Raw genomic sequence first — 24,515 nt, forward strand, 5'->3', positions numbered from 1 at the left:
AAACGGGGTATGGAATGATGGTGAAAAAGATTACAGTAGTAGGACTTGGGGGCTCGGATGCCAGTCATTTGCCGCTTGGAGTTTATCGAACACTTACATCAGCCTCCCACTTGTTTTTAAGAACAAAGGAACATCCGGTTGTTGATGAACTGCTGGCAGAACTCCCGGAATACACAACATTTGATCACCTCTACGAAGAGAATGATCAATTCGGAGATGTTTACGCTAAAATTGAACTGGAGCTGTACAAGGAAGCGGAAGATAAAGAGATTATTTACGCTGTTCCCGGACATCCCCTTGTTGCAGAGCAGACAGTTCAATTGCTGCTTCAAAATGGAAGACAGAGAGGCTTTGAGATCCATATAGCGGGAGGACAAAGCTTTTTAGATGCAACATTTACTGCGCTTCAAATCGACCCGATTGACGGATTCCAAATGGCAGATGGTCTGACGATGAAAAGAGAACAGTTAAATTACAGACAGCACCTGATTATTTGCCAGGTATATGATCAAATGGTTGCTTCTGAGGTGAAACTGACGCTGATGGAAGATTTGCCTCATGACTATGAGGTTCAGATTGTTACAGCGGCCGGAAGCAGTCAGCAAAAGATCGTAAAGGTGCCTCTCTTTGAGCTTGACCGGGTTACGTCGGTAAACAACTTAACAAGTGTGTATGTGCCTCCCGCAGAGGATGAGAGCATTCTGTATCACCAATTTTCTGCACTGCGCTCGGTGATTGCGGAGCTTCGGGGACCAAACGGATGCCCGTGGGATCTCGTGCAGACCCATCAATCTCTGAAAAAATATTTGATTGAAGAATGCTATGAGTTAATTGAGGCCATTGACGAAGCAGATGAGGACCATATGGCTGAAGAACTTGGAGATGTTCTCCTTCAGGTCATGCTTCATTCTCAAATTGGTTCAGACGATGGCATGTTTTCCATTGATGATGTCATCAGAACATTAACAGAAAAAATGATCCGCAGACATCCTCATGTTTTTTCAACAGCTGTTGTAAGCGGTTCGGACGAAGTACTGTCAAACTGGCAGGAGATAAAGCGTGCAGAAAAGGGATCAGATGAAAAAGAGTCTCTTTTGAAGTCAATTGCCGGCTCACTCCCTGCATTGTCTAAGGCCTACCATATTCAAAAGAAGGCAGCTAAAGTCGGCTTTGACTGGGATCATGCTGAGTCAGCATGGGAAAAGGTTCAGGAAGAGCTGCAGGAGTTCAAGGCTGAAACATCTGAAAAACACGCGGATCAATCGAAAATTCTTGCAGAGTTTGGGGACATCCTCTTTGCACTGGTCAATATTGGAAGATTTTACGGTGTAGAGCCTGAGGAAGCCTTATCGAATACCAATCATAAATTTAAAAGACGATTCGAATATATAGAGAAAAAAGCAGATGAGCTTAATCAAAACCTTGAAGAGATGTCTCTTGAAGAAATGGATTCTTACTGGAATGAAGCAAAAAGCAAAGGGCTATAAAGGGGTGCTGAAAAGATGAGACTAGATAAATTTTTAAAGGTTTCAAGACTGATCAAAAGACGTACACTTGCAAAGGAAGTGTCTGATCAAGGGAGAATTACAGTAAACGGCACAGTTGCAAAAGCAAGTTCTATTGTGAAATTGGGTGATGAACTTGCAATTCGATTCGGCCAAAAGCGCATTACGGTAAAAATTGAAAACCTGCAGGATTCATCCAAAAAAGAGGATGCTGCAGGCATGTATTCTCTTGTAAAAGAAGAAAAGATCAGTGAAGAATAGGATTTGATATCATACGAGGGCTTGTTCTATTTCGCATTCCCGGCTCATAGAAATAGGTAAGAATATTTCTTAGAAGAATGCGGGGGTTGGCAATGAATCAATATTATGATAATCAATCACAGCCTAAGGGAACGATCCAAGAGCATGATGTTATTATGAGAGGCCGTAAACTGCTTGATATTACAGGAGTAACACATGTGGAAAGCTTTGATAATGAAGAGTTTCTGCTTGAAACGGTGATGGGCGCTCTTGCCATCCGCGGCGAGAATCTCCAAATGAAAAATTTGGACGTTGATAAAGGGATCGTCTCGATTAAAGGAAGAATTTTTGATCTTGTCTATCTCGATGAGCATCAGACGGAGAAAGCTAAGGGACTCTTTAGCAAGTTGTTTAAATGACGCTCTCCACTCAATTCCTGACGATGCTTTCCATGGTATGTTCAGGCTGTTTTATTGGCGCTTCTCTTGATACTTACGGCCGCTTTCTAATGCGGCCGAGAAGAGCCAAATGGGTCGTTTTCATAAATGACATCTTATTTTGGCTCGTTCAGGGCCTCCTTTTATTTTATGTTCTCCTGAACGTGAATGAAGGAGAATTCCGCGTCTACATTCTGCTTGCCCTGCTGTGCGGATATGCAGCTTATCAGAGCTTGATCAAGGGCATTTACTTAGCACTTCTCGAATTCATCATTAAGTGTGTGATCAGTATTTATAAGACGGTGCTGAAGCTTGGGAACTTCTTGTTGGTGAAGCCCGTTATTGGCATTTTTAATTTATTGACAGCGATTATAAGCGGACTTGTCATTTTTTTATGGAACTTGTTAAAATGGATGGCAAGAGTGATTTTTCTTATTTTAAAAGTGCTGTTATCTCCCGTTTTTTGGATCTTAAAAGGATTGTGGAAACTAATTCCTTTGTCCATCAGAAACTTTTTTTACAGGTTTTTCAAGAAAACAGCAGGATTTTATGAGAAAATCAAGAATAAGAGTGGTAACTTATGGATTTCGTGGAAAAAGAAGAAATAAAGGAGGCTAATGAATGAGTCTCGCAAAAGATCGGAAAATAACGCAGCTTCAATCACAATATATGCAGCAGCAGGAGCGGAAAGATCAAATATTAAAAAGGCGCAAACGAGGATTAATCAGACGCCTTACATTATTTGGATTGATTGCGGCGGTAACTTCTGTTATCGTATTAACGACTCTCATATCTCAATCAAGTGCCATTAATGAGAAGGTTCATCAAAAGAAAGAACTTAAAACTCAATTAACGGAGCTTCAAAAAGATGAAAAGATATTAGAGGAAGAAATCGTAAAGTTGAATGATGATGAGTATATTGCTAAAATTGCTCGTCGGGACTATTTTTTATCAGAAGACAACGAGATTATCTTCACGTTGCCAAATAAAGATAAAGAGTAGTGTTGTTGACACTTGATTTTTGGATTATGTATAATTAAATAAATGAGTTTTTTATGTTTATTAAGGAGGAGCATTTTTTTTATGTCGATAGAAGTTGGCAGCAAGTTACAAGGTAAGGTAACGGGCATTACAAATTTCGGAGCGTTCGTAGAGCTTTCGGGTGGCACTACAGGGCTCGTCCACATCAGTGAAGTTGCTGATAATTATGTGAAAGATATTAACGATCACTTAAAAGTCGGTGACGAGGTAACCGTTAAAGTCATCAATGTAGAGAAAGACGGAAAAATTGGCTTGTCAATTAAAAAGGCAATTGATCGTCCTGAGCGCCCAGAACGTTCAGAACGCCCGAATCGCTCAGACCGTCCAAACCGCTCAGATCGTCCAAGAGGCAGAACGAACACAAATGAATTCCGCCCTAAAGAGAATTTCGAGCAAAAGATGAGCAGGTTCTTAAAAGACAGTGAGGATCGCTTATCATCACTTAAACGCAATACAGAATCAAAGCGCGGCGGTCGCGGAGCAAGAAGAGGTTAACTTGCTGCTATCTGATATAAATGCTGAAACGGCTGAGAAAGTACATGAGAATGTGCTTTCTTTTTTTATTTGTCAGACGGAGCATGTACGACTAAGTTTTCAAATACTCCCTGAATAGCCGAACAGCTCTTTAATTTTTTATATCTGCATGTTTAGTGAAAATCTTGGTAAAAGGTTTATTTGGAAGTTCATGTCGAATCCGTAATACCTGCTTGCAATAGCCATTCTGTTCAGTATTTCCATTGTCCTGTTTCATCGCCCAATCCTTCGTCCTGAAGATCTGTCTGCATGTGCTAAACGGATGATTCCGGACGCCTCATTTACTGAATATTTCAACTTTCAATTTTTTGTTGACGAAAGTCGAAATCCTTTGTATTATATATCTTGTGCCTTATAACATTTGGCAGTTAAAATGGCGGTGTAGCTCAGCTGGCTAGAGCGTACGGTTCATACCCGTGAGGTCGTGGGTTCGACTCCCTCCGCCGCTACCATTTTTTCCGGCCCGTTGGTCAAGCGGTTAAGACACCGCCCTTTCACGGCGGTAACACGGGTTCGAATCCCGTACGGGTCATCATTTAAAAAACCCTGATTTTCCTTATTGGAAATTCAGGGTTTTTTGTTCTCTTTTTACAAAAATAAAAAGCATTTTCGGACATTTTGTCGCTATTCAAAAAAACAGTCGAACGTTTCTTGGGATGAGCTTCCTTCTTTTGACAAAATCTTTTTTTTGCCTTCGATATAATAACCACAACATTAAAAAGTGGGGGAATGAAAATATGGAAAAGGTAGAAAGAAGGGTTATCGAGCCCATGACGGAAGTGAATCTTGAGAGGACGCATCAATGGTTTAATCGTTCTGTTCATCGCTTTGGAACAAGAATGCAGCTGCTCTTTCTGCATAAAGGTCTTCTTTATGTGCTGATCGGCTTTCTGCTTGGAAGAGCGCTTATTTTAACGGAAGTCCTTCCATTTGCACTGCCGTTCTTTGGCGCTGTCCTTTTAATGAAAAAAGATAAAGCGCTATTCTCCTCGCTTGCTCTGATCTCAGGTGCAGTCACCATATCGTGGCAGACCTCTTTATTTGTCACAGCCTCTATTCTTATCTTTCTGATCATGAAAAAAATAATCTCTCTATTCTATCAAGATAAAATGAAAGCTTTGCCGTTTGTTGTTTTCCTCTCCATGATGATAACTAGAATCGGTTATTTCTATTTGCAGGGCTCGCTCACGCTGTACGATTATATGATGGCTGGGGTTGAGTCAGGTCTAGCGTTTATCCTGACACTTATCTTTATGCAGAGCCTGCCTCTTATATCTGCAAGAAAGTACAAGCAGTCTCTGAAAATAGAAGAAATCATCTGCATTATGATTCTCCTTGCTTCCGTGCTGACCGGTTTTGTCGGAGTCACTTACCAGGAGCTGCAGGCAGAACATATTTTATCGAGATATATTGTCCTTCTATTTGCTTTTATTGGAGGCTCCAGCATTGGATGTACAGTTGGTGTTGTAACCGGATTAATTCTGAGTCTTGCCAATGTCGGCAACCTCTATCAAATGAGTCTCCTTGCCTTCTCGGGCCTGCTTGGAGGACTCTTAAAAGAAGGACAGAAGTTTGGTGCAGCCATAGGTCTGTTAATCGGCTCTCTGCTGATTTCACTTTACGGTGAAGGGTCAAACGACCTGATGATAAATTTATCTGAATCACTCATTGCCATTGGGTTATTTCTATTAACACCAAAGGCAATTACAAATAAATTAGCCAAGCATATTCCAGGAACAAACGAACATACACAGGAACAGCAGCAGTATGTAAGAAAAATCAGGGATGTAACAGCGCATCGGGTCGATCAATTTTCTCAAGTATTCCATGCCCTATCAGAGAGCTTTGTCACTTTCTATGAAAAAAGTGAAGAGTCAGAAGATCAAAGGGGCACCGACTTGTTTTTAAGCACGATAACAGAAAAAACCTGCCAGACCTGTTTCAAAAAAGAAAGGTGCTGGGTGCAGAACTTTGATACAACCTATGATTTTATGAAGACAATTATGCATGAAAGCAAACAGAATACGTATCACAGCAATCGGAAATTAAAAAAGGAATTTGAGAGGTATTGTTCAAAACCAAAGAAAGTAGAGGAGGCTATTGAGCAGGAAATCAACTATTATGACGCGAATGAAAAGTTAAAAGAGCAGGTGCAGGAGAGCAGAAGGCTTGTAGCGGAACAGCTGATGGGCGTTTCACAGGTCATGGAGGATTTTGCAAAGGAAATAAAACGGGAGAGGGAAAACCATTTTGTTCAGGAGGAACAAATTCTTGAGGCGCTCCAAAGCTTTGGGATTGAAATCGGCCATGTGGATATTTACAGCCTTGAACAGGGAAACGTTGATATCGAGATGAGCATTCCATTTTGCAATGGACACGGTGAGTGCGAGAAGATAATCGCCCCGATGCTTTCTGATATTCTTGAAGAGTCAGTGATCGTCAAACATGAAGAATGCTCGAGCTATCCAAACGGATACTGTCACGTGTCCTTTGGTTCTTCGAGAACATATAGAGTTGATTCGGGTGTAGCACATGCTGCAAAAGGAGGAGGATTGGTTTCAGGCGACAGTTATTCAACGATTGAACTTGGCTTTGGGAAGTATGCAATTGCGATCAGCGACGGTATGGGGAATGGGGTGCGGGCTCATTTCGAAAGTAATGAGACGATCAAGCTGCTCCAAAAGATTCTGCAGTCCGGAATAGAGGAAAAAGTAGCAATCAAGACAATAAATTCTATTTTATCTTTGAGAACCACAGATGAAATCTTTTCAACGCTTGATCTGGCTATTGTGGATCTGCAGGATGCAACCTGCAAGTTTTTAAAAATTGGATCGACTCCAAGCTTCATTAAACGCGGCGATCAAATCATGAAAATTCAAGCGAGCAATCTGCCGATGGGAATCATCGATGAATTTGATGTCGATGTGGTTGGGGAGCAGCTGAAGGCTGGAGACCTTCTGATTATGATGAGCGACGGCATCTTTGAGGGGCCGAAGCACGTGGAGAATCATGATTTATGGATGAAGAGAAAAATTAAAGAGTTAGAGACGATGGATCCGCAGGAGGTTGCAGATTTAATTATGGAGGAGGTAATCCGGACGAGAGCAGGGAAGATTGAGGATGATATGACAGTAGTCGTAGCCAAAATCGATCATAATACTCCTAAATGGGCTTCTATACCAACGTCCAAGCACTATAAAAAACAGAATGTGATGTAGAAAAGCACCCGTTAAACAAGCCCCTTCTAAAGTATAAAACTCTTATTTCCTGGCGAGGATGGTAGTACATTATTTCCTTGGTGATAAGAGGATGAGGATATTAGGAGGGGCTTAACTAAAATGAATAAAGGCAAATTAAAACAAATTCTGCTTATAACAGACGGCTGCTCAAATCATGGCGAAGATCCAATCGCGATGGCAGCTCTTGCGAAAGAACAAGGAATTTCAGTGAACGTGATCGGAATTGTAGAGGAAAATGTTATTGATCAGGAAGCAATCGATGAGATTGATGGAATTGCTATGTCTGGCGGAGGCGTAAGCCAGATTGTTTATGCCCATCAGCTTTCACAAACGGTGCAAATGGTAACAAGGCAAGCGATGACTCAAACTCTGCAAGGGGTGGTCAATTCTGAACTTCAGCAAATACTCGGGAAGAAAGTGACGATGGAGGAGCTTTCTCCTGAAAAACGGGGAGAGGTGATGGAAGTAGTCGATGAGCTTGGCGAAACGATCGGCATGGAAATTTTAATTTTAGTAGATATGAGCGGAAGCATGAAGCCAAAGCTGCCAACTGTAAAAGAATCACTTTTGGATTTATCCATCAGTCTTAATTCGAGAATAGGGGAAAATCAATTTTCCGTGTCAGTATTTCCTGGGAAAAAGGAAGAGGTTGAAACCATTTTAGAATGGACGCCGAAACTTGAATCTTTATCCTCTATTTTTCCTAAACTCACAACAGGCGGCATTACACCGACCGGCCCGGCTATTCGTGACGGCATCCACTCATTTAAGAAAAAGCGTTCTTTAAGGAGTTTGCTCTCAGATGATGAACAATACTTCAATGAATCAAACATGTAAAGCGGCACCAGGCACCATTATCAAGGGGAAATGGCATCATCAGCAATACCGGATTGTGAAAGCTCTTGGCCAGGGTGCTACAGGGATTGTCTATTTAGCAGAGGGGAAAAATGGACTTTCAGCTCTCAAAGTCAGTGAGAACAGCATGTCCATTACTTCTGAAGTGAATGTCCTTAAACACTTTTCAAAGGTCCAGGGGAATTCCCTTGGACCTGCTTTAATTGATGTAGATGATTGGATGAATCCCGGGACGCGAACGCAAGTTCCTTTTTATGTGATGGAGTATATTAAAGGAAAGCAATATCTTGATTTTATCGGGAACAATGGTCATGAGTGGATTGGTGTTTTAACGGTTCAGCTTCTATCAAATCTTCAGGAGCTACATCAGGCAGGCTGGGTTTTCGGAGACTTGAAGCCCGAAAATCTGATTGTTGCTGAAAGGCCTGTCCGGCTAAGGTTTATAGATGTTGGAGGAACAACGCTTCAGGGAAGATCGATAAAAGAGTTCACCGATTTTTTTGACAGAGGATACTGGGGACTTGGGACCCGTAAGGCGGATCCTGAGTATGATTTGTTTGCAGCTGCTATGATTGTCATTAATTCTGTATACCCTAAACGATTTAAAAAGCAGGGAGACGGATACAGTCAGCTGGATGCTGTTATTCAGTCAAATCCTTATCTGAGAGAGCATTCTGCCGTTTTAAAAAATGCGATCATGGGAAAATACAAATATGCTTCTGAAATGAAACAGGATTTTCTGAAGTCTCTTTATCCAAAACCGGGCAGAAAGCCCCCTGCTTCAGTCAAGCAGCCAGCTCAAAATCAGCAGCAGAAAACTACTCGCGTGCAGGTTAAAAAGAAAAAGAAGAGCAGAGTAAGCGGATGGGCCGAAACAGTGCTGATTATTACCGCCTTATGTATTATCTATTCGTTCTACGTTTATCACTATCTCATGTAAATTTGATAAATATGTGAACGGGGGACTTCTTTTTTGCAGACGTCAAAGTATGCGTGATAGTATGAAGTTAGATGTACCGTTCTCGGACAGGATGCGTTTTAAGGAAAACTTATTAAATTCAGCTGAAAAAAGAGGAATGCCATGCTAGAACGTTTTCGGACTTTTCTTAATGTAAACGATATAAAAGATGCCACCGTTGTCATCGGGGTTTCAGGCGGTCCTGATTCGCTCGCCCTTCTTCATCTTTTCATGAGGTTTCAGCAATCTTATCGTCTTTCAATCATTGCTGCTCATGTGGATCATATGTTTAGAGGTTCACAATCAGAAGAAGAAATGGAGTTTGTAAAGCGTTATTGCCGTTCAAATGGAATTCTTTGTGAAGCTGTCCGGCTGAACGTTCCTGATTTCACCCGCAGGCACCCTGAAATGAGCGCTCAGCACGCAGCCAGAGAGTGCCGCTACTCTTTTTACAGCAAAGTAATGGAGAAGTATGACGGCGCGTATTTGGCTTTAGGGCATCATGGCGATGATCAGGTTGAAACCATTCTGATGAGAATGACAAGAGGGGGCCTTGGCGCTTCAATTGCCGGAATTCCTGAAATTCGTGAGTTTAACCGCGGGAAACTCATTCGTCCGTTCTTATCCTATACAAAAGATCAAATTCTTGCGTACTGTCATGAACAAGGTCTGTCTCCGCGTTTTGATCCAAGCAACGAGAAACAGGACTATACGAGAAATCGCTTCCGCAAACATGTTTTGCCGTTTCTTAAGGAAGAAAACCCTAAGGTTCATGAGAGATTCCAGTTTTTCAGCAGAACATTTAGAGAAGATGAGCAGTTCTTACAGGAATTAACGAAAGAAAAATTGAATACAGTATTGAAAAGGAAAGAAAAGAACGAAATCGAACTGAATATAGAAATGTTTAAAACCCTGCCTATGCCTTTACAAAGAAGAGGTATTCAACTAATATTAAACTATCTTTACGAAGATATTCCATCTTCCCTTTCTTCTATACATATAGAGAGTCTTCAGTCCTTACTCTCGCAAAAACATCCTTCCGGTTCACTTGATTACCCAGACGGTCTAAAAGTAATCAAATCCTATCAAACGTGTTTGTTTACTTTTGAACAAAACACAGACCAGTCATTTGAGATGCAGGTGCAGATCCCTTCTTGCACAGCCCTCCCAAACGGGTATATTATAACCTGTGAAATTTCGGACGGGAGTCCTGATGATCTGTCAGGGAACCATGTGTTCGTCATGCCATATTCTTCTTTGAACAAGCCCTTGCTTATCCGAACAAGAAGGCAGGGTGATAAAATCAAACTGAAAGGCATGAACGGTACGAAAAAAGTAAAAGATATATTTATTGATGCTAAAGTACCGATCAATAAGAGAAACAGCTGGCCTGTTTTAGAAGATGGCAGCGGTAATATCCTCTGGCTTCCCGGTCTTAAGAAATCTTCTTTTGAAGAATACGGGTTAACCGAGGGTGATTGTGTTGTACTGGAATATAAAGAGCAATGATTTTGTAGGGGGCAACTTGTAATGAAGCAGGATATCGAAAAAGTATTAATCACAGAAGAAGAGATCAGCGTCAAAGTAAAAGAATTAGGCAAAGTGCTGACGGAAGAATACAAAGACCGTTTTCCGCTTGCAATCGGTGTTTTAAAAGGTGCTATGCCTTTTATGGCTGACTTGCTGAAGAACATTGATACATACTTGGAAATGGACTTCATGGATGTTTCAAGTTATGGTACATCTACAGTCTCTTCCGGAGAAGTTAAAATCCTTAAGGATTTAGATACTTCAGTTGAAGGCAGAGACATCCTGATCATTGAAGATATCATCGACAGCGGACTGACTTTAAGCTATTTAGTTGAGCTTTTCCGTTACCGCAAAGCAAAAACAATCAGCATTGTGACACTGCTTGATAAACCGACTGGACGCAAAGCTGATATCCAGGCGGATTATGTAGGCTTTGAAGTGCCGGACGCATTTGTAGTCGGCTATGGCTTGGATTACATTGAACGCTACCGAAATCTTCCGTATATCGGCGTACTGAAACCTGAAATTTATCAAAATAAATAACATTTGATTTTGTCAAGTACACAAATGGCTAATTAGTTGTATTGCCATGATTTTCTATGATACTATTTAAAATAGTTGTGTTTACTGTGGGAGGAGGTAAGGAATGAATCGGATCTTCCGTAATACCATATTTTATTTATTAATCTTTTTAGTGGTAATTGGAGTCGTCAGTTTTTTCCAAGGAAACAATACAAAAACTGAACCATTAACTTACAGCAAATTCATTTCTGAACTTGAGGCTGGGGATGTTGAAGAAATAACGATTCAGCCGCTGCGAGGGGTATATGAAGTAAAAGGTAAGTTAACTGATTATAAAGAAGATGAGCTATTTGTTACACATGTATTAAGCGACAAAGCATTAGACCGTGTGGATGCTGCTGCTCAGGGGAAAACGACCGTTAAGTTCGTGCCTGCAGAAGAAACCAGCGGATGGGTAACATTCTTTACGTCCATTATTCCTTTTGTCATTATCTTCATTCTTTTCTTCTTCTTGCTAAACCAGGCTCAGGGCGGCGGCAGCCGTGTCATGAACTTTGGAAAAAGCAAAGCCAAGCTTTACAGCGAAGAAAAGAAAAAGGTCAGATTTAAAGACGTTGCAGGTGCAGATGAAGAGAAGCAGGAGCTTGTAGAAGTCGTGGAATTCCTGAAGGATCCGCGTAAATTCGCAGAGCTTGGTGCACGTATTCCTAAAGGTGTTCTTCTTGTAGGACCCCCTGGAACAGGTAAAACGCTTCTTGCCCGTGCTGCTGCCGGAGAAGCTGGCGTGCCATTCTTCTCTATAAGCGGATCTGATTTCGTTGAAATGTTTGTCGGTGTAGGGGCTTCACGTGTTCGTGACTTGTTTGAGAATGCGAAAAAGAATGCACCGTGTATTATCTTTATTGATGAAATTGATGCAGTCGGCCGTCAGCGAGGCGCCGGTCTTGGCGGAGGCCACGATGAGCGTGAGCAGACGCTTAATCAGTTGCTTGTTGAGATGGACGGATTTGGCGGAAATGAAGGAATCATCATGATTGCTGCCACAAACCGCCCTGACATTCTTGACCCTGCATTATTGCGACCAGGCCGTTTTGACCGTCAGATTACGGTTGACCGCCCTGATCTTAAAGGCCGTGAAGCAGTGCTCGAAGTACATGCCCGCAACAAGCCTTTAGATGAGTCTGTCAACTTAAAATCAATCGCTGCCCGTACACCAGGATTTTCAGGAGCAGATCTTGAAAACTTGCTGAATGAGGCTGCACTTGTTGCAGCACGCCGTGATAAGAAAAAGGTCGATATGACTGATATCGATGAAGCAACAGACCGTGTAATTGCCGGTCCTGCGAAGAAAAGCCGTGTTATTTCTCAAAAAGAACGCAAAATTGTTGCCTATCATGAAGCAGGTCATACAATTATCGGAGTGATTCTTGATGAGGCTGATATGGTGCATAAAGTAACAATCGTTCCGCGCGGTCAAGCTGGCGGGTACGCGGTTATGCTTCCTAAAGAGGATCGTTACTTTATGACGAAGCCTGAGCTTCTTGATAAAATTACCGGATTGCTTGGAGGCCGTGTAGCTGAGGACATCGTATTCGGCGAAGTCAGCACAGGAGCATCCAATGACTTCCAGCGTGCGACAGGCATTGCCCGCCGCATGGTAACAGAGTTTGGTATGAGTGATAAGCTTGGACCGCTTCAATTTGGCCAATCTCAAGGACAAGTGTTTTTAGGACGCGACTTTAATAGTGAGCAGAACTATAGTGATGCCATTGCACATGAAATTGATATGGAAGTGCAGCGCTTCATTAAAGAAAGCTATGAGCGTGCTAAGAAGATTCTTACTGAGAATCGTGATAAATTAGAGCTGATTGCTCAAACGCTGCTTGAAATTGAAACACTTGATGCAGAACAAATTAAACATCTTGTGGATCATGGCACATTGCCTGAACGTCCGGCTGCAGGTCTTGATAAAAAACAAGAAGATGTGAAAGTGAACATCCTCCCGAAAAAGGATGAAGAACAAACATCTGAAATACATGAAGATCGCAAAGAAGATTAAGTGATCTAAAGAGAGAACCGCACGTTCATTATGAGCTTGCGGTTCTTTCTTTTTGCAATTCAGCGTCTATTAAGAATAAAATGGAGATGTTGTTTATTTCGTGGAATAAAAATGGATTCAGTTCTTATTTTTATCCGATTCGGATCCTTAACTCATATGATATGATTGAAAAGAATAAACCTTCGATTGTTAAAAGAAACTAGACAAAGTGGTGATACATATGTTTTTAGTATTGGATGTAGGGAATACAAATACGGTTTTAGGCGTTTTTGAAAATGATGAATTAAAACATCACTGGCGTATTGAAACGACAAGAAACAAAACGGAAGATGAATTTGGCATGCTGATTAAATCATTATTTGAACATGAAGGCATATACCTTTCAGACATAAAAGGCATTATTATTTCGTCCGTTGTTCCTCCTATTATGTTCTCTCTTGAGAGAATGTGTTCAAAGTACTTTAAGCAAAAGCCCTTAGTTGTAGGACCGGGAATTAAAACGGGTCTGAATATTAAGTATGAGAATCCGCGCGAGGTCGGTGCTGACCGTATTGTAAATGCAGTAGCGGGCATTCACTTATACGGAGGGCCATTGATTATTGTTGATTTTGGCACAGCCACAACCTATTGCTATATCAATGAGGATAAACAATATATGGGGGGAGCTATTGCCCCTGGAATTAACATTTCGACAGAAGCGTTATATTCACGTGCTGCAAAGCTTCCGAGAATCGAAATTGCAAGACCGGATGATATTATCGGGAAAAATACGGTAAGTGCGATGCAAGCCGGTATTTTATTTGGCTATGTAGGACAAGTTGAAGGTATTGTTAATAGAATGAAACAACAGGCAAAAGCAGAGCCTAAAGTTATTGCTACAGGAGGGCTGGCATCATTGATAGCATCTGAATCAAGTGTGATTGAAATTGTCGATCCTTTTCTGACGCTAAAAGGCCTGCAGCTTATTTATGAAAGAAACAGCATATAATTTGGAAGGTGAGATTACATTGGATTATCTAGTAAAGGCACTTGCGTTTGAAGGACAAGTGCGAGCATATGCAGCTAAAACAACTGATACAGTTGGAGAGGCACAAAGAAGACATCAGACGTGGCCGACTGCTTCAGCAGCTTTAGGCCGGTCTATGACAGCTGGGGTTATGCTTGGATCTATGCTTAAAGGCGAGAACAAAATGACGATTAAAGTTGAGGGAGGCGGGCCTATCGGTGTCATTGTTGTAGACAGCAATGCAAAAGGCGAAGTGCGAGGCTACGTTACAAACCCTCAAACTCATTTTGATCTTAACGAAAAGGGCAAGCTCGATGTGGCAAAGGCGGTAGGTACTACAGGAATGCTTTCGATTGTGAAGGATCTTGGAATGAAAGAACATTTTACTGGTTCTGTTCCAATTGTATCTGGTGAATTAGGCGAAGATTTTACTTATTACCTTGTATCCTCAGAGCAGGTTCCATCTTCAGTGGGTGTCGGCGTATTAGTGAATCCGGATAATACTATCCTTGCAGCTGGAGGATTCATCATTCAATTAATGCCGGGTACAGATGAATCAACAATTACAGAGATTGAAAAACGTCTTAGCAGTGTCGAGCCCATCTCGAAATTAATTCAAAAAGGATTAACTCCTGAAGAAATTCTTTTTGAAGTATTGGGAAAAGAAAATGTGAAGCTTCTTGATAAACACCCTGTTGCGTTTCATTGTCCTTGTTCCCGTGATAGAATTGCCAATGCCATTATCAGCCTTGGTGCTGAAGAAATTCAAAGTATGATCGAAGAAGATGGCAAAGCAGAAGCAGAATGTCATTTTTGCAATGAAAGATACCATTTTAATAAAGAGGAATTAACTGAGCTGAAAGAAAGCGCCTTAAACTGAACAATGAAACAGGAGATGGAGAAATGAGCGGAAAAACAGTATGGCCAATCATTTTCGGTCTTGTCATCATTAATTGTTTTACCTTGGCGTATTTCTTATCTAAAGATGACAGTATGGCAGCTGTTGTTTCTGGTGAAAACCAGGAATCTGAGTCAATTGCTGCAGTCGGAAAAAAAGAAATTACAAGGGAAGACTGGATGGCTGAGCTTGAAGAGCGTTTCGGAAAAGAAACCCTTGAAGAGATGATTAATTTTACAGTAGTCGAGGAGCTTGCTGAAAAGCACAGCATCAAGATCCCAGATGAAGAACTTGACCGCGAGCTTACGATATATAAATCCATGTACAACTCACTTGACAATGAACATCTTACAGATACTAAAGAGCTGCGCGAGCAAATCAGGTACAGCATTCTCCTTGAAGAATTGTTAACAAAGGATGTTGAAATATCTGATAAGGAACTAAAAGCCTATTATGACTCCAACAAAGATCTGTATTCCATTGAGGATTCATATCACTTATTCCATATTGTGACGAAGACAGAGGAAGATGCATTAAAAGTGATAGAAGAATTAAAAGGCGGCTCAAGCTTTGAAGCGCTGGCATCTGAAAAATCAATGGATGAGTTCACAGCAAATGAGGGCGGAGAGCTTGGATTTGTGTCTGAGAATAATGATTATCTTCCCTCGCAATATGTTGTTGAGGCTGAGAAGCTGAAGGTTGATGAGTGGAGTAAGCCGATTAAGAGCGATCTCGGCTATTCTGTCCTTTTATTAAAAGAAAAGCTTGATGGAGTTCAGTATTCTTACGAAGATGTGAAAAACCAAATGAGAAGGCAGATTGCACTTGAGCAAATGGAATCTGCGGTATCCGTTAAACCGTTGTGGGAAGAGGCGGGAGTTACGTGGTTTTATGGTGACAAGTCCTCTAAAGAATAAGCAGTTTGTCCTATTCGAGAAGTAAGAAAAGATTGACAATTCAGACTGAGTTTTGGTACATTCATTTTAAAGCCAATAAAAATACTCGGAAATAGAGGTGGTCAGATTGACGCGTGTAGCAAATTCTATACACGAACTGATTGGGGAAACACCGATAGTGAAGTTAAATCGCATTGTAGAAGAGAATAGTGCTGATGTTTATTTGAAGCTTGAGTTCATGAATCCGGGCAGCAGTGTAAAAGACCGGATCGCTCTTGCGATGATTGAGGCAGCTGAAGAAAAGGGTTTGCTTAAAGCAGGAGATACGATCATTGAACCGACAAGCGGAAATACGGGAATTGGCTTAGCGATGGTTGCTGCAGCCAAAGGCATTAAAGCAATCTTGGTTATGCCTGAGACAATGAGTATGGAGCGCCGTAATCTTTTAAGAGCATATGGAGCAGAGCTTGTGCTCACTCCAGGTCCTGAAGGAATGGGCGGAGCCATCCGAAAAGCTGAAGAGCTATCTAAAGAACATGGCTACTTCATGCCTCAGCAGTTTAAAAATGAAGCAAATCCAGACGTTCACCGCAGAACGACAGGTCCTGAAATTGTAAGCCAAATGGGCGGTCAGCTTGATGCATTTATCGCGGGCATCGGAACTGGAGGTACAATCACCGGTGCAGGCGAAGTGTTGAAAGAAGCTTATCCGGACATTTTGATCTATGCAGTTGAGCCTTCAGACTCCCCTGTATTGTCTGGCGGTAAACCAGGTCCTCATAAAATTCAGGGCATTGGCGCAGGATTTGTCCCTGATATTTTAAAAACAGACATTTACGACGGAGTCATTACCGTTAAAAATGAAGAAGCATTTGAGGTGGCCCGCCAAGCTGCTAAAGAAGAAGGCTTGCTTGGAGGAATTTCTTCAGGTGCAGCTATTAAAGCGGCATTGCAAGTTGCAAAAGAATTAGGCAAAGGCAAAAAAGTACTGGCCATTATTCCAAGCAACGGCGAAAGATACTTAAGTACTCCGCTTTATCAATTTGATTAAAAATAAAAACAGCCCCCGGGCTGTTTTTTTCTATATGGCTTCACAGTTTCCTCTCCTTTCAATATTTTCATCATGTAATCTTCTTGCGTTTTAGGTAAAATGAAAGTATGAGTTTTAAAGGAGAGGGTTCAGATGCATCTTGAGAGAAAGCCGCTCGCGAAAAAAACGGCATACAATCTTGATTTCTTTAAACAATATCAGCATCTATCAAAACATGAGGAGTATCATGCTTTTTTAGAAAGCGGAAGAGGCGGACGGTACAGCATTGCGGGACTTAAGCCTGAGGCGATAGTGCGCGGGAAAGAGTCTGTTTTAACCATACAAGTGAAAGATTTTGCAGAAGAACGGAAAGGGAATCTGCTCGATGTATTCAGAGATTGGTTTTCTGCTTATAAATCTGTAAAAGATGAAGAACTTCCGGATTTTCAGGGAGGAGCCATTGGTTTTTTCAGCTACGATTGTGTAAGGTATTTCGAAAAGCTGACCCCGCAATCAGAAGATGATCTTGAAACACCTGATTTATTTTTCCTGCTGTTTGATGACCTTGCTGTTTATGATCACGAAAAGCGAGAAATTTGGTACATTACCCATTATCGTGCGGATAATGAAAAAGAAGAGGCTGAGAAGCTGCTTGCTGAAATGGAACAGAGGTGGACAGAGGACCTCACTGAGCCGTTTATTCATAAACCGGCCGCTGAGCCTTTATCGGATGCGTTAAATGGTGCTTTTACCCGGGAATCATTTATGGAAGCGGTTGGGAAAATCAAAGAATATATTGAGAGCGGCGATGTTTTTCAAGTGAACTTATCCGTAAGGCAGACGCAGCCGCTCGGAGTTCATCCGCTGAAAGTGTATGAAACCCTTAGAGAATTAAACCCTTCTCCTTATATGGCCTATCTGGAACTGAAGGATTTCCAGATTGTCAGCGGATCTCCAGAGCTTTTAGTGAAAATTGATGGAGAAAAGGCAAGCACTCGCCCCATTGCAGGAACCAGGTCCAGAGGGGAAAACGCGGAAGAGGATACAAAGCTTGCAAATGAACTGATTGAAAATGAGAAGGAACGGGCAGAGCACGTTATGCTAGTTGATCTCGAGAGAAATGATTTAGGCCGGGTGTGCAAATACGGAACGGTTGAAGTAAATGAGTTCATGGTGATTGAAAAGTATTCGCACGTCATGCATATTGTTTCAAATGTCCAGGGAACATTAGCCGAGGGCAAAGACTATATCGACGTTTTTAAAGGTGTTTTTCCTGGCGGCACGATAACAGGGGCGCCGAAAATTAGGACGATGGAAATCATTGAAGAGCTGGAACCATCACGCAGAGGCATATATACAGGATCGATTGGCTGGATTGGATATAATGGTGATATGGAGCTGAACATTGTTATCCGTACACTGCTTGCAAAGGATGGACATGCTTACATCCAGTCAGGAGCGGGCATCGTCATCGATTCAAATCCGAAGCATGAATACAAAGAGTCATTGAAAAAGGCGCAGGCCTTATTGAGAGCAAAAGAGCTGAGTGAAGAAGAGAATATGACAGCAGAGGTGAGAGAAAGATGATTTTAATGATTGATAATTATGATTCATTTACGTTTAATTTAGTGCAGTATTTAGGAGAGCTTGGTGAAGAACTGCTTGTCCGCAGGAATGATGAAATCACTTTGGATGAAATTGAAGAGCTTGCTCCCGATTTCCTGATGATTTCGCCAGGGCCATGCAGTCCTAACGAAGCGGGCATCAGTCTTGCAGCCATCGAACGCTTTGCAGGGAAAATCCCTATCTTTGGAGTTTGCCTTGGGCATCAATCCATTGCACAAGTATTCGGCGGTGATGTCGTCCGAGCGGAACGCCTTATGCACGGTAAAACATCAGAAATGCATCATGATGGAAAAACGGTTTTTCAGGATATCGAAAACCCATTTACCGCAACGCGTTACCATTCCTTAATTGTGAAAAAAGAAACGCTGCCTGAGTGCTTTGAGATTACCGCTTGGACAGATGAAGATGAAATTATGGCAATTCGTCATAAAACACTTCCGATTGAAGGGGTGCAATTTCATCCTGAATCAATTATGACTTCTTTCGGGAAACATTTACTCGGCAATTTCATTAAAACATACCAGCCGTTAAAAAAGCCGGTTTAACGATATGTATATTTACCTTAATTCAAGTTATGTAAAAGCAGAGAATGCGAAGGTCTCTCCTTTTGATCATGGATATCTGTATGGATTAGGGGCATTTGAAACATTCAGGCTGTATAAAGGGCACCCTTTTTTGCTGGACGATCATTTGCATCGTCTCCAGGGTGCCCTGAAAGAGCTTCATATCCACTTAGATCTGTCAGGTCTGCAAGTGGAGGAAGTGATTCAGAAGCTGCTTGAGCTGAATCAGCTGGAGAACGAGGACGTTTCTGTCCGTTTAAATGTTTCTGCGGGCGCAGGCGGGCTTGCCTTTGGTGCAATGGAATATAAGGAGCCGACTGTGATGCTCTTTATGAGGAAGCTGCCTGAAATCTCTGAGGACTTTGAAAAGTGCGGGCGCATTTTATCACTGCCCCGCAACACCCCTGAGGGAGAACAGCGCCTAAAATCGCATCATTATCTTAATAATGTTTTAGCCAAGCATGAAATCGGCAATGACCCATCAGTTGAAGGTATCTTTTTAACGCAAGAAGGTTTTGTGGCAGAAGGGATTGTATCAAATCTTTTTTGGGCAAAAGACCAAATCGTCTATACCCCTGCAATTAATACAGGGATTTTAAATGGGATTACCCGCCAGTTCGTTATTCGCTGTTTAGAAAAAAGCAGTGTTCAGGTGGAAGAGGGTTTCTATTTGGCAGAAGAGCTGCTGAAGGCTGATGAGGTATTTGCAGTCAATTCTGTTCAGGAGATCATTCCTTTAAAAGAAATTGGTTCCCAATCTTTTTTAGGGAAAAAAGGTGAAATTACGCAAACACTACAGAGGAAGTATAAGCAAAATACAATGCTGCTGAAAAGCAGATTCGAGCTGTAAAGGATTGATGAGAAGATGGACACGATCTTGTTGGATAATAAAAAAGAAGTATTATGCGGGCCTTATAAATTAAACCTCAGCGAGAAAACCTTTATCATGGGGATCTTAAATCTTACACCAGACTCTTTCTCTGATGGAGGGAAATTTAATCATATAGATGCGGCAGTCGCGCATGCAATAGAGATGATTGCTGATGGAGCGGATATCATAGATGTTGGAGGTGAATCCACACGTCCAGGTGCGGAGTATGTTGATGCTGCAGAAGAGATTAAAAGAGTGGTTCCAATCATTGAAAAACTTTCTAAGACCATCAATGTGCCAATATCAATTGATACGTACAAAGCGGATGTCGCTGAACAGGCCATCTTGGCCGGAGCAACTATCATCAACGATGTGTGGGGAGCAAAAGCAGATCCAAATATGGCTGCTGTAGCGGCCAAGTACAATGTCCCGATTATTTTAATGCACAATCGGGCTGAGCGGAATTATGGCAGCCTGATTTCTGATATGATTGCCGATCTTAAAGAAAGTGTAGAAATTGTCAAGCAGGCTGGTGTTCAGGATGATAAGATTATCTTAGATCCGGGTATAGGTTTTGCAAAGACAATGGAGGATAATCTTTTTGTCATGAGAAACCTTGAATCATTTTCGCAGCTTGGTTATCCGGTTCTTCTGGGAACATCAAGAAAAACATTCATTGGCCGCATCCTTGACCTGCCGCCTTCTGATAGAATGGAAGGAACGGGCGCTACAGTGTGCCTCGGCATTGAAAAGGGATGCAGCATTGTGCGTGTGCATGATGTTCAGGGCATTGCAAGAATGGCTAAAATGATGGATGCAATGCTTGGAAAAGGGGCGGCTGTTCATGGATAAAATTTTTGTAAGCGGCATGGAATTCTACGGGTATCACGGGGTATTCTCAGAAGAAACAAAACTCGGCCAGCGATTCCGCGCAGACCTCACAGTTGAGCTTGATCTGCGCGAAGCGGGACGCACGGATGATCTTCATCATACAGTGAATTATGCTTCTCTCTATAACATCTGTAAAGACATCGCTGAAGGCAAGCCTTATAAGCTTGTAGAATCTGTAGCGGAAATGATAGCTGAAAAAGTGCTGAAGGAGTTTAAGCAGGTAAATCACTGCACGGTAAAACTGTACAAGCCGGATCCTCCTATAGCAGGACATTATCAGCACGTTGCGGTTGAAATCAGAAGAGGCCGCACATGAATAAAGCCTTTCTTGCACTTGGATCTAACATAGGAGATAGAGAGCGTTATGTAAAAGATGCCATCCTAAGCCTGAACGAGCATTCGGAAATAGCGGTAGAAAATATTTCCTCTATTTATGAAACAGATCCAGTAGGCTACGAAGATCAGGATGCATTTTTGAACATGGTGCTCTCCGTCCGTACAGACCTGTCAGCATTTCAGCTGCTGGATGTTATGCAGACGATTGAAATAGAGCTTGGGAGAAAAAGAGTAGTAAAATGGGGCCCGCGAACTTTAGACCTTGACATTTTATTGTTTAATCACGAAAATATTGAAACAGAGCACCTAATTATTCCTCACCCAAGGATGTTAGAGCGTTCGTTTGTATTAATTCCGCTTTATGAGATACAGCCAAATATAAGGATTCCAAACAGCGAGCAGCCGCTTTCGATGATTATAGATCAATTAACAGATAAAAAAGGAGTACGAATATGGAAGCAGAAAAATGGGGAAGACGTATTCGCGCTTTTCGAAAGCTAAAAGGATATACTCAAGAAGGATTTGCAAAAGACCTGGGTATTTCCGTGTCTGTTTTAGGTGAAGTTGAACGGGGAAACAGACTGCCGAATGATCAGTTGATTCAAGAAGTAGCGGCCGCGCTGAATGTCACCATAGAAGAACTGTCACCAAGAGATTAAGGAAAGGAGGTCAAAGATTGTTTAAAATAGGCGATATAGAACTGAAAAACCGTGTGGTTCTTGCACCGATGGCAGGAGTCTGCAATTCCGCATTCCGTCTGACAGTAAAAGAATTTGGAGCAGGTCTCGTCTGTGCTGAAATGGTCAGCGATAAAGCGATACTTTATAACAATGCCAGAACAATGGGTATGCTGTATATAGATGAGCGCGAAAAACCGCTAAGTCTTCAAATTTTCGGAGGTGTAAAAGACACACTGGTAGAAGCCGCTAAATTCGTAGATAAGAATACGACTGCTGATATTATTGATATTAATATGGGATGCCCTGTACCTAAAATCACGAAGTGTGATGCGGGTGCAAGATGGCTTCTTGATCCAGATAAAATATACGATATGGTTTCGGCGGTTGTTGAGGCCGTAGAAAAACCAGTTACTGTTAAAATGCGGATGGGCTGGGATGACAAGCATATCTATGCTGTCAGAAATGCTCAGGCAGTTGAAAGAGCTGGCGGGAAAGCTGTGGCGCTTCATGGCCGTACAAGAGTTCAAATGTATGAAGGAACGGCAAATTGGGATATCATTAAAGAAGTTAAACAATCCGTTACTATTCCTGTTATCGGAAATGGGGATGTTCAAACTCCCCAAGACGCAAAAAGAATGCTTGATGAAACAGGTGTGGATGGCGTCATGATCGGCCGTGCGGCTCTTGGAAACCCATGGATGATCTATCGTACAGTTCAGTATCTTGAAACTGGAGAATTGATCGGTGAGCCGTCTGTGCGTGAAAAAATGGATGTCTGCAAGCTTCACTTGGACCGCTTAATCGCGTTAAAAGGGGAAACTGTAGCTGTCAGAGAAATGAGAAAGCATGCGGCGTGGTACCTTAAAGGAATCCGCGGCAACGCCATCGTAAGAAATGCCATTAATACTATGGAGACAAGAGATAACTTCGTAAACTTGGTTGATGAGTTTACTTTAGAAGCAGAAGCAAAACAACAAAACAGCATTCAGGCAGGATAATCTGTCTTTCACCGCAGCGAATGCATACTGCCAGTTTGAACTGGCAGTTTTTCTGCTTTCGTTCGCAACTAATAGAATAGGAGCTGATTTTTTTGAGTCACGAAGAATTAACCCATGAAGAGCTGAATGACCAGCTGAAAGTGAGACGGGAAAAACTACATACATTGCGGGAAAAAGGTTTGGACCCATTCGGCAAACGTTTCGAGCGTACAGGTTATACAGCACAATTGGTGCGCGAGTACGGTGAAATATCAAAAGAAGATCTTGAAGAAAGAGAAATCTCTGTTACGCTTGCCGGAAGAATTATGACTAAGCGCGGCAAAGGCAAAGCGGGATTCGCTCACATTAAAGACATCGAAGGGCAAATTCAGATCTATGTTCGCAAAGATGCTGTAGGCGATGAGCAATATGAGCTTTTTAACACAGCTGACTTAGGGGATATTGTCGGGGTTACAGGTGTTATGTTCAAAACAAAAGTTGGCGAGCTTTCTATTAAAGTTACAAGCTTTGAATTGCTGACAAAATCATTGCGTCCTCTTCCAGATAAATTTCACGGCTTAAAAGACATCGAGCAGCGCTACCGTCAAAGATACCTTGATCTAATCATGAACGACGAGAGCAAAAGCACATTTATCGCACGCAGCAAGATCATTCAGTCAATGCGCCGTTATTTGGACCAAAACGGCTATTTAGAGGTTGAAACTCCAACTATGCATACAATCGCTGGTGGAGCATCGGCGCGTCCGTTTGTAACACACCACAACGCACTTGATATGCAACTGTACATGCGCATCGCGATTGAGCTTCATTTGAAAAGACTTATTGTGGGCGGAATGGAAAAAGTATATGAAATTGGCCGTGTATACAGAAATGAAGGTATTTCTACACGCCATAACCCGGAGTTCACTATGATTGAGCTTTATGAGGCTTATGCTGACTACAGAGACATCATGTCATTAACTGAAAATCTGATCGCTCATATTGCTAAAGAGGTAACAGGATCTACCAAAGTGACTTATGGCGAATATGAAATTGACCTTCAGCCTGAGTGGACCAGACTGCATATGGTTGATGCAATTAAAGAGCGTACTGATGTAGACTTCTGGCAGGAAATGACCGTTGAGGAAGCACGTGCGCATGCAGCTGAGCATCATGTTGAAATCAACAAAAATATGACGGTTGGTCATATCATCAATGAATTCTTTGAGCAAAAAGTAGAAGAGCATCTAATTGAACCGACATTTATCTTTGGCCATCCGGTTGAAATCTCTCCTCTTGCGAAAAAGAATGATGAGGATCCCCGTTTCACTGATCGTTTTGAGCTGTTCATTGTAGCTCGCGAACATGCGAATGCATTTACAGAACTAAATGATCCAATTGATCAAAAAGAGCGTTTTGAAGCACAGCTAGAAGAAAGAGAACAAGGAAATGATGAAGCGCATATGATGGACGAAGACTTCATTGAAGCTTTGGAATACGGAATGCCTCCAACAGGCGGTCTTGGCATCGGGATCGACCGTGTTGTTATGCTTCTGACAAACTCATCTTCTATTAGAGATGTATTGTTGTTCCCGCATATGAGACATCGTTAATATAGGTGAAAAACCTCCGTTTAATGACGGAGGTTTTTTTATTTTATTTTTTTGTAAAAAAGGCTTGCTTAATAGTGTTGGCGGTGATATATTATTAAACGTTGCCGCAAAAAAGCGGACAAACAGAAAAACAAAAAGTTGAAAAGAGTGCTTGACTTATTAAAACGAATTTGTTATTATAATAAAGCTGCTCTTGAAGCAAATGATC

Annotated in this window: 25 protein-coding genes and 2 tRNA genes; all 27 read left to right on the forward strand. The window is 41.8% G+C overall.

Going from position 1 to position 24,515, the window contains the following annotated elements:
• Nucleotides 1-17 precede the first annotated feature (17 nt).
• Nucleotides 18-1,487: a nucleoside triphosphate pyrophosphohydrolase gene (gene mazG, locus ABEQ24_RS12610; RefSeq protein WP_430007109.1), complete on the forward strand. Its 1,470-nt coding sequence runs from the start codon at nt 18-20 to the stop codon at nt 1,485-1,487.
• Nucleotides 1,488-1,502: 15 nt separating this feature from the next.
• A complete protein-coding gene (locus ABEQ24_RS12615) occupies nt 1,503-1,766 on the forward strand; it encodes an RNA-binding S4 domain-containing protein (protein ID WP_070877657.1) in 264 nt (87 codons plus the stop codon).
• 92 nt (nt 1,767-1,858) lie between these two features.
• Entirely contained in the window at nt 1,859-2,164 is a 306-nt protein-coding gene (gene yabP, locus ABEQ24_RS12620; protein WP_070877658.1) for a sporulation protein YabP, read from the forward strand.
• The gene (gene yabQ, locus ABEQ24_RS12625) at nt 2,161-2,790 is read left to right on the forward strand and encodes a spore cortex biosynthesis protein YabQ (protein WP_430007110.1); all 630 of its coding nucleotides are present in this window, start codon (nt 2,161-2,163) and stop codon (nt 2,788-2,790) included. The genes yabP and yabQ overlap by 4 nt, the downstream gene beginning before the upstream one ends.
• Nucleotides 2,791-2,803: 13 nt before the next feature.
• Nucleotides 2,804-3,184: an FtsB family cell division protein gene (locus ABEQ24_RS12630; RefSeq protein WP_430007111.1), complete on the forward strand. Its 381-nt coding sequence runs from the start codon at nt 2,804-2,806 to the stop codon at nt 3,182-3,184.
• Nucleotides 3,185-3,265: 81 nt separating this feature from the next.
• Nucleotides 3,266-3,718 (forward strand): S1 domain-containing RNA-binding protein, encoded by a 453-nt coding sequence (locus ABEQ24_RS12635; protein ID WP_070877661.1) that lies wholly within the window; start codon nt 3,266-3,268, stop codon nt 3,716-3,718.
• A 414-nt stretch (nt 3,719-4,132) separates the two neighbouring features.
• A tRNA-Met gene (locus tag ABEQ24_RS12640) sits at nt 4,133-4,209 on the forward strand.
• A gap of 8 nt (nt 4,210-4,217) precedes the next feature.
• Nucleotides 4,218-4,289, forward strand: a tRNA-Glu gene (locus ABEQ24_RS12645).
• A gap of 238 nt (nt 4,290-4,527) precedes the next feature.
• Complete coding sequence (gene spoIIE / locus ABEQ24_RS12650; protein ID WP_430007130.1) at nt 4,528-6,975, forward strand: stage II sporulation protein E; 2,448 nt, start codon at nt 4,528-4,530, stop codon at nt 6,973-6,975.
• Between the two features lie 120 nt (nt 6,976-7,095).
• On the forward strand, nt 7,096-7,833 hold the full coding sequence (locus ABEQ24_RS12655) for a hypothetical protein (RefSeq protein WP_430007112.1): 738 nt from the start codon (nt 7,096-7,098) through the stop codon (nt 7,831-7,833).
• A complete protein-coding gene (locus ABEQ24_RS12660) occupies nt 7,799-8,791 on the forward strand; it encodes a protein kinase domain-containing protein (RefSeq protein WP_430007113.1) in 993 nt (330 codons plus the stop codon). The genes ABEQ24_RS12655 and ABEQ24_RS12660 overlap by 35 nt, the downstream gene beginning before the upstream one ends.
• Before the next feature lie 141 nt (nt 8,792-8,932).
• Entirely contained in the window at nt 8,933-10,318 is a 1,386-nt protein-coding gene (tilS, locus tag ABEQ24_RS12665; RefSeq protein ID WP_430007114.1) for a tRNA lysidine(34) synthetase TilS, read from the forward strand.
• A gap of 21 nt (nt 10,319-10,339) precedes the next feature.
• Entirely contained in the window at nt 10,340-10,882 is a 543-nt protein-coding gene (gene hpt / locus ABEQ24_RS12670) for a hypoxanthine phosphoribosyltransferase (protein ID WP_070877665.1), read from the forward strand.
• A gap of 103 nt (nt 10,883-10,985) precedes the next feature.
• On the forward strand, nt 10,986-12,920 hold the full coding sequence (gene ftsH / locus ABEQ24_RS12675) for an ATP-dependent zinc metalloprotease FtsH (protein WP_430007115.1): 1,935 nt from the start codon (nt 10,986-10,988) through the stop codon (nt 12,918-12,920).
• Between the two features lie 220 nt (nt 12,921-13,140).
• Entirely contained in the window at nt 13,141-13,908 is a 768-nt protein-coding gene (locus ABEQ24_RS12680; protein ID WP_430007116.1) for a type III pantothenate kinase, read from the forward strand.
• Entirely contained in the window at nt 13,889-14,806 is a 918-nt protein-coding gene (gene hslO, locus ABEQ24_RS12685; RefSeq protein ID WP_430007117.1) for an Hsp33 family molecular chaperone HslO, read from the forward strand. The genes ABEQ24_RS12680 and hslO overlap by 20 nt, the downstream gene beginning before the upstream one ends.
• A gap of 23 nt (nt 14,807-14,829) precedes the next feature.
• Complete coding sequence (locus ABEQ24_RS12690) at nt 14,830-15,741, forward strand: peptidyl-prolyl cis-trans isomerase (protein WP_430007118.1); 912 nt, start codon at nt 14,830-14,832, stop codon at nt 15,739-15,741.
• A gap of 106 nt (nt 15,742-15,847) precedes the next feature.
• Nucleotides 15,848-16,771: a cysteine synthase A gene (cysK, locus tag ABEQ24_RS12695; protein WP_430007119.1), complete on the forward strand. Its 924-nt coding sequence runs from the start codon at nt 15,848-15,850 to the stop codon at nt 16,769-16,771.
• 132 nt (nt 16,772-16,903) lie between these two features.
• Nucleotides 16,904-18,337 (forward strand): anthranilate synthase component I, encoded by a 1,434-nt coding sequence (trpE, locus tag ABEQ24_RS12700; RefSeq protein WP_430007120.1) that lies wholly within the window; start codon nt 16,904-16,906, stop codon nt 18,335-18,337.
• Entirely contained in the window at nt 18,334-18,921 is a 588-nt protein-coding gene (gene pabA, locus ABEQ24_RS12705) for an aminodeoxychorismate/anthranilate synthase component II (protein ID WP_430007121.1), read from the forward strand. The genes trpE and pabA overlap by 4 nt, the downstream gene beginning before the upstream one ends.
• A gap of 4 nt (nt 18,922-18,925) precedes the next feature.
• Complete coding sequence (pabC, locus tag ABEQ24_RS12710; protein ID WP_430007122.1) at nt 18,926-19,789, forward strand: aminodeoxychorismate lyase; 864 nt, start codon at nt 18,926-18,928, stop codon at nt 19,787-19,789.
• Nucleotides 19,790-19,804: 15 nt separating this feature from the next.
• Nucleotides 19,805-20,662 carry a dihydropteroate synthase gene (gene folP / locus ABEQ24_RS12715; protein WP_430007123.1) on the forward strand — a complete coding sequence of 286 codons (858 nt, stop codon included), beginning with the start codon at nt 19,805-19,807 and terminating at the stop codon, nt 20,660-20,662.
• Nucleotides 20,655-21,017: a dihydroneopterin aldolase gene (folB, locus tag ABEQ24_RS12720; protein WP_430007124.1), complete on the forward strand. Its 363-nt coding sequence runs from the start codon at nt 20,655-20,657 to the stop codon at nt 21,015-21,017. Before folP ends, folB begins: the two co-directional genes overlap by 8 nt.
• On the forward strand, nt 21,014-21,538 hold the full coding sequence (gene folK, locus ABEQ24_RS12725) for a 2-amino-4-hydroxy-6-hydroxymethyldihydropteridine diphosphokinase (protein WP_430007125.1): 525 nt from the start codon (nt 21,014-21,016) through the stop codon (nt 21,536-21,538). The genes folB and folK overlap by 4 nt, the downstream gene beginning before the upstream one ends.
• Nucleotides 21,490-21,696 (forward strand): helix-turn-helix domain-containing protein, encoded by a 207-nt coding sequence (locus ABEQ24_RS12730; protein WP_070877677.1) that lies wholly within the window; start codon nt 21,490-21,492, stop codon nt 21,694-21,696. The genes folK and ABEQ24_RS12730 overlap by 49 nt, the downstream gene beginning before the upstream one ends.
• 17 nt (nt 21,697-21,713) lie before the next feature.
• Nucleotides 21,714-22,715 (forward strand): tRNA dihydrouridine synthase DusB, encoded by a 1,002-nt coding sequence (dusB, locus tag ABEQ24_RS12735; protein ID WP_430007126.1) that lies wholly within the window; start codon nt 21,714-21,716, stop codon nt 22,713-22,715.
• Between the two features lie 92 nt (nt 22,716-22,807).
• Nucleotides 22,808-24,307 carry a lysine--tRNA ligase gene (gene lysS, locus ABEQ24_RS12740; protein WP_430007127.1) on the forward strand — a complete coding sequence of 500 codons (1,500 nt, stop codon included), beginning with the start codon at nt 22,808-22,810 and terminating at the stop codon, nt 24,305-24,307.
• Nucleotides 24,308-24,515 lie beyond the last annotated feature (208 nt).

This window comes from Metabacillus idriensis (assembly GCF_050483325.1).
Taxonomy (GTDB): domain Bacteria; phylum Bacillota; class Bacilli; order Bacillales; family Bacillaceae; genus Bacillus_P; species Bacillus_P idriensis_A.

Bases quoted from the DNA above. Each gene is read 5' to 3' on its own strand.
- mazG (WP_430007109.1), top strand. From the start codon at position 18: ATGGTGAAAAAGATTACAGTAGTAGGACTTGGGGGCTCGGATGCCAGT.
- ABEQ24_RS12615 (WP_070877657.1), top strand. From the start codon at position 1,503: ATGAGACTAGATAAATTTTTAAAGGTTTCAAGACTGATCAAAAGACGT.
- yabP (WP_070877658.1), top strand. From the start codon at position 1,859: ATGAATCAATATTATGATAATCAATCACAGCCTAAGGGAACGATCCAA.
- yabQ (WP_430007110.1), top strand. From the start codon at position 2,161: ATGACGCTCTCCACTCAATTCCTGACGATGCTTTCCATGGTATGTTCA.
- ABEQ24_RS12630 (WP_430007111.1), top strand. From the start codon at position 2,804: ATGAGTCTCGCAAAAGATCGGAAAATAACGCAGCTTCAATCACAATAT.
- ABEQ24_RS12635 (WP_070877661.1), top strand. From the start codon at position 3,266: ATGTCGATAGAAGTTGGCAGCAAGTTACAAGGTAAGGTAACGGGCATT.
- spoIIE (WP_430007130.1), top strand. From the start codon at position 4,528: ATGACGGAAGTGAATCTTGAGAGGACGCATCAATGGTTTAATCGTTCT.
- ABEQ24_RS12655 (WP_430007112.1), top strand. From the start codon at position 7,096: ATGAATAAAGGCAAATTAAAACAAATTCTGCTTATAACAGACGGCTGC.
- ABEQ24_RS12660 (WP_430007113.1), top strand. From the start codon at position 7,799: ATGATGAACAATACTTCAATGAATCAAACATGTAAAGCGGCACCAGGC.
- tilS (WP_430007114.1), top strand. From the start codon at position 8,933: ATGCTAGAACGTTTTCGGACTTTTCTTAATGTAAACGATATAAAAGAT.
- hpt (WP_070877665.1), top strand. From the start codon at position 10,340: ATGAAGCAGGATATCGAAAAAGTATTAATCACAGAAGAAGAGATCAGC.
- ftsH (WP_430007115.1), top strand. From the start codon at position 10,986: ATGAATCGGATCTTCCGTAATACCATATTTTATTTATTAATCTTTTTA.
- ABEQ24_RS12680 (WP_430007116.1), top strand. From the start codon at position 13,141: ATGTTTTTAGTATTGGATGTAGGGAATACAAATACGGTTTTAGGCGTT.
- hslO (WP_430007117.1), top strand. From the start codon at position 13,889: ATGAAAGAAACAGCATATAATTTGGAAGGTGAGATTACATTGGATTAT.
- ABEQ24_RS12690 (WP_430007118.1), top strand. From the start codon at position 14,830: ATGAGCGGAAAAACAGTATGGCCAATCATTTTCGGTCTTGTCATCATT.
- trpE (WP_430007120.1), top strand. From the start codon at position 16,904: ATGCATCTTGAGAGAAAGCCGCTCGCGAAAAAAACGGCATACAATCTT.
- pabA (WP_430007121.1), top strand. From the start codon at position 18,334: ATGATTTTAATGATTGATAATTATGATTCATTTACGTTTAATTTAGTG.
- pabC (WP_430007122.1), top strand. From the start codon at position 18,926: ATGTATATTTACCTTAATTCAAGTTATGTAAAAGCAGAGAATGCGAAG.
- folP (WP_430007123.1), top strand. From the start codon at position 19,805: ATGGACACGATCTTGTTGGATAATAAAAAAGAAGTATTATGCGGGCCT.
- folB (WP_430007124.1), top strand. From the start codon at position 20,655: ATGGATAAAATTTTTGTAAGCGGCATGGAATTCTACGGGTATCACGGG.
- folK (WP_430007125.1), top strand. From the start codon at position 21,014: ATGAATAAAGCCTTTCTTGCACTTGGATCTAACATAGGAGATAGAGAG.
- ABEQ24_RS12730 (WP_070877677.1), top strand. From the start codon at position 21,490: ATGGAAGCAGAAAAATGGGGAAGACGTATTCGCGCTTTTCGAAAGCTA.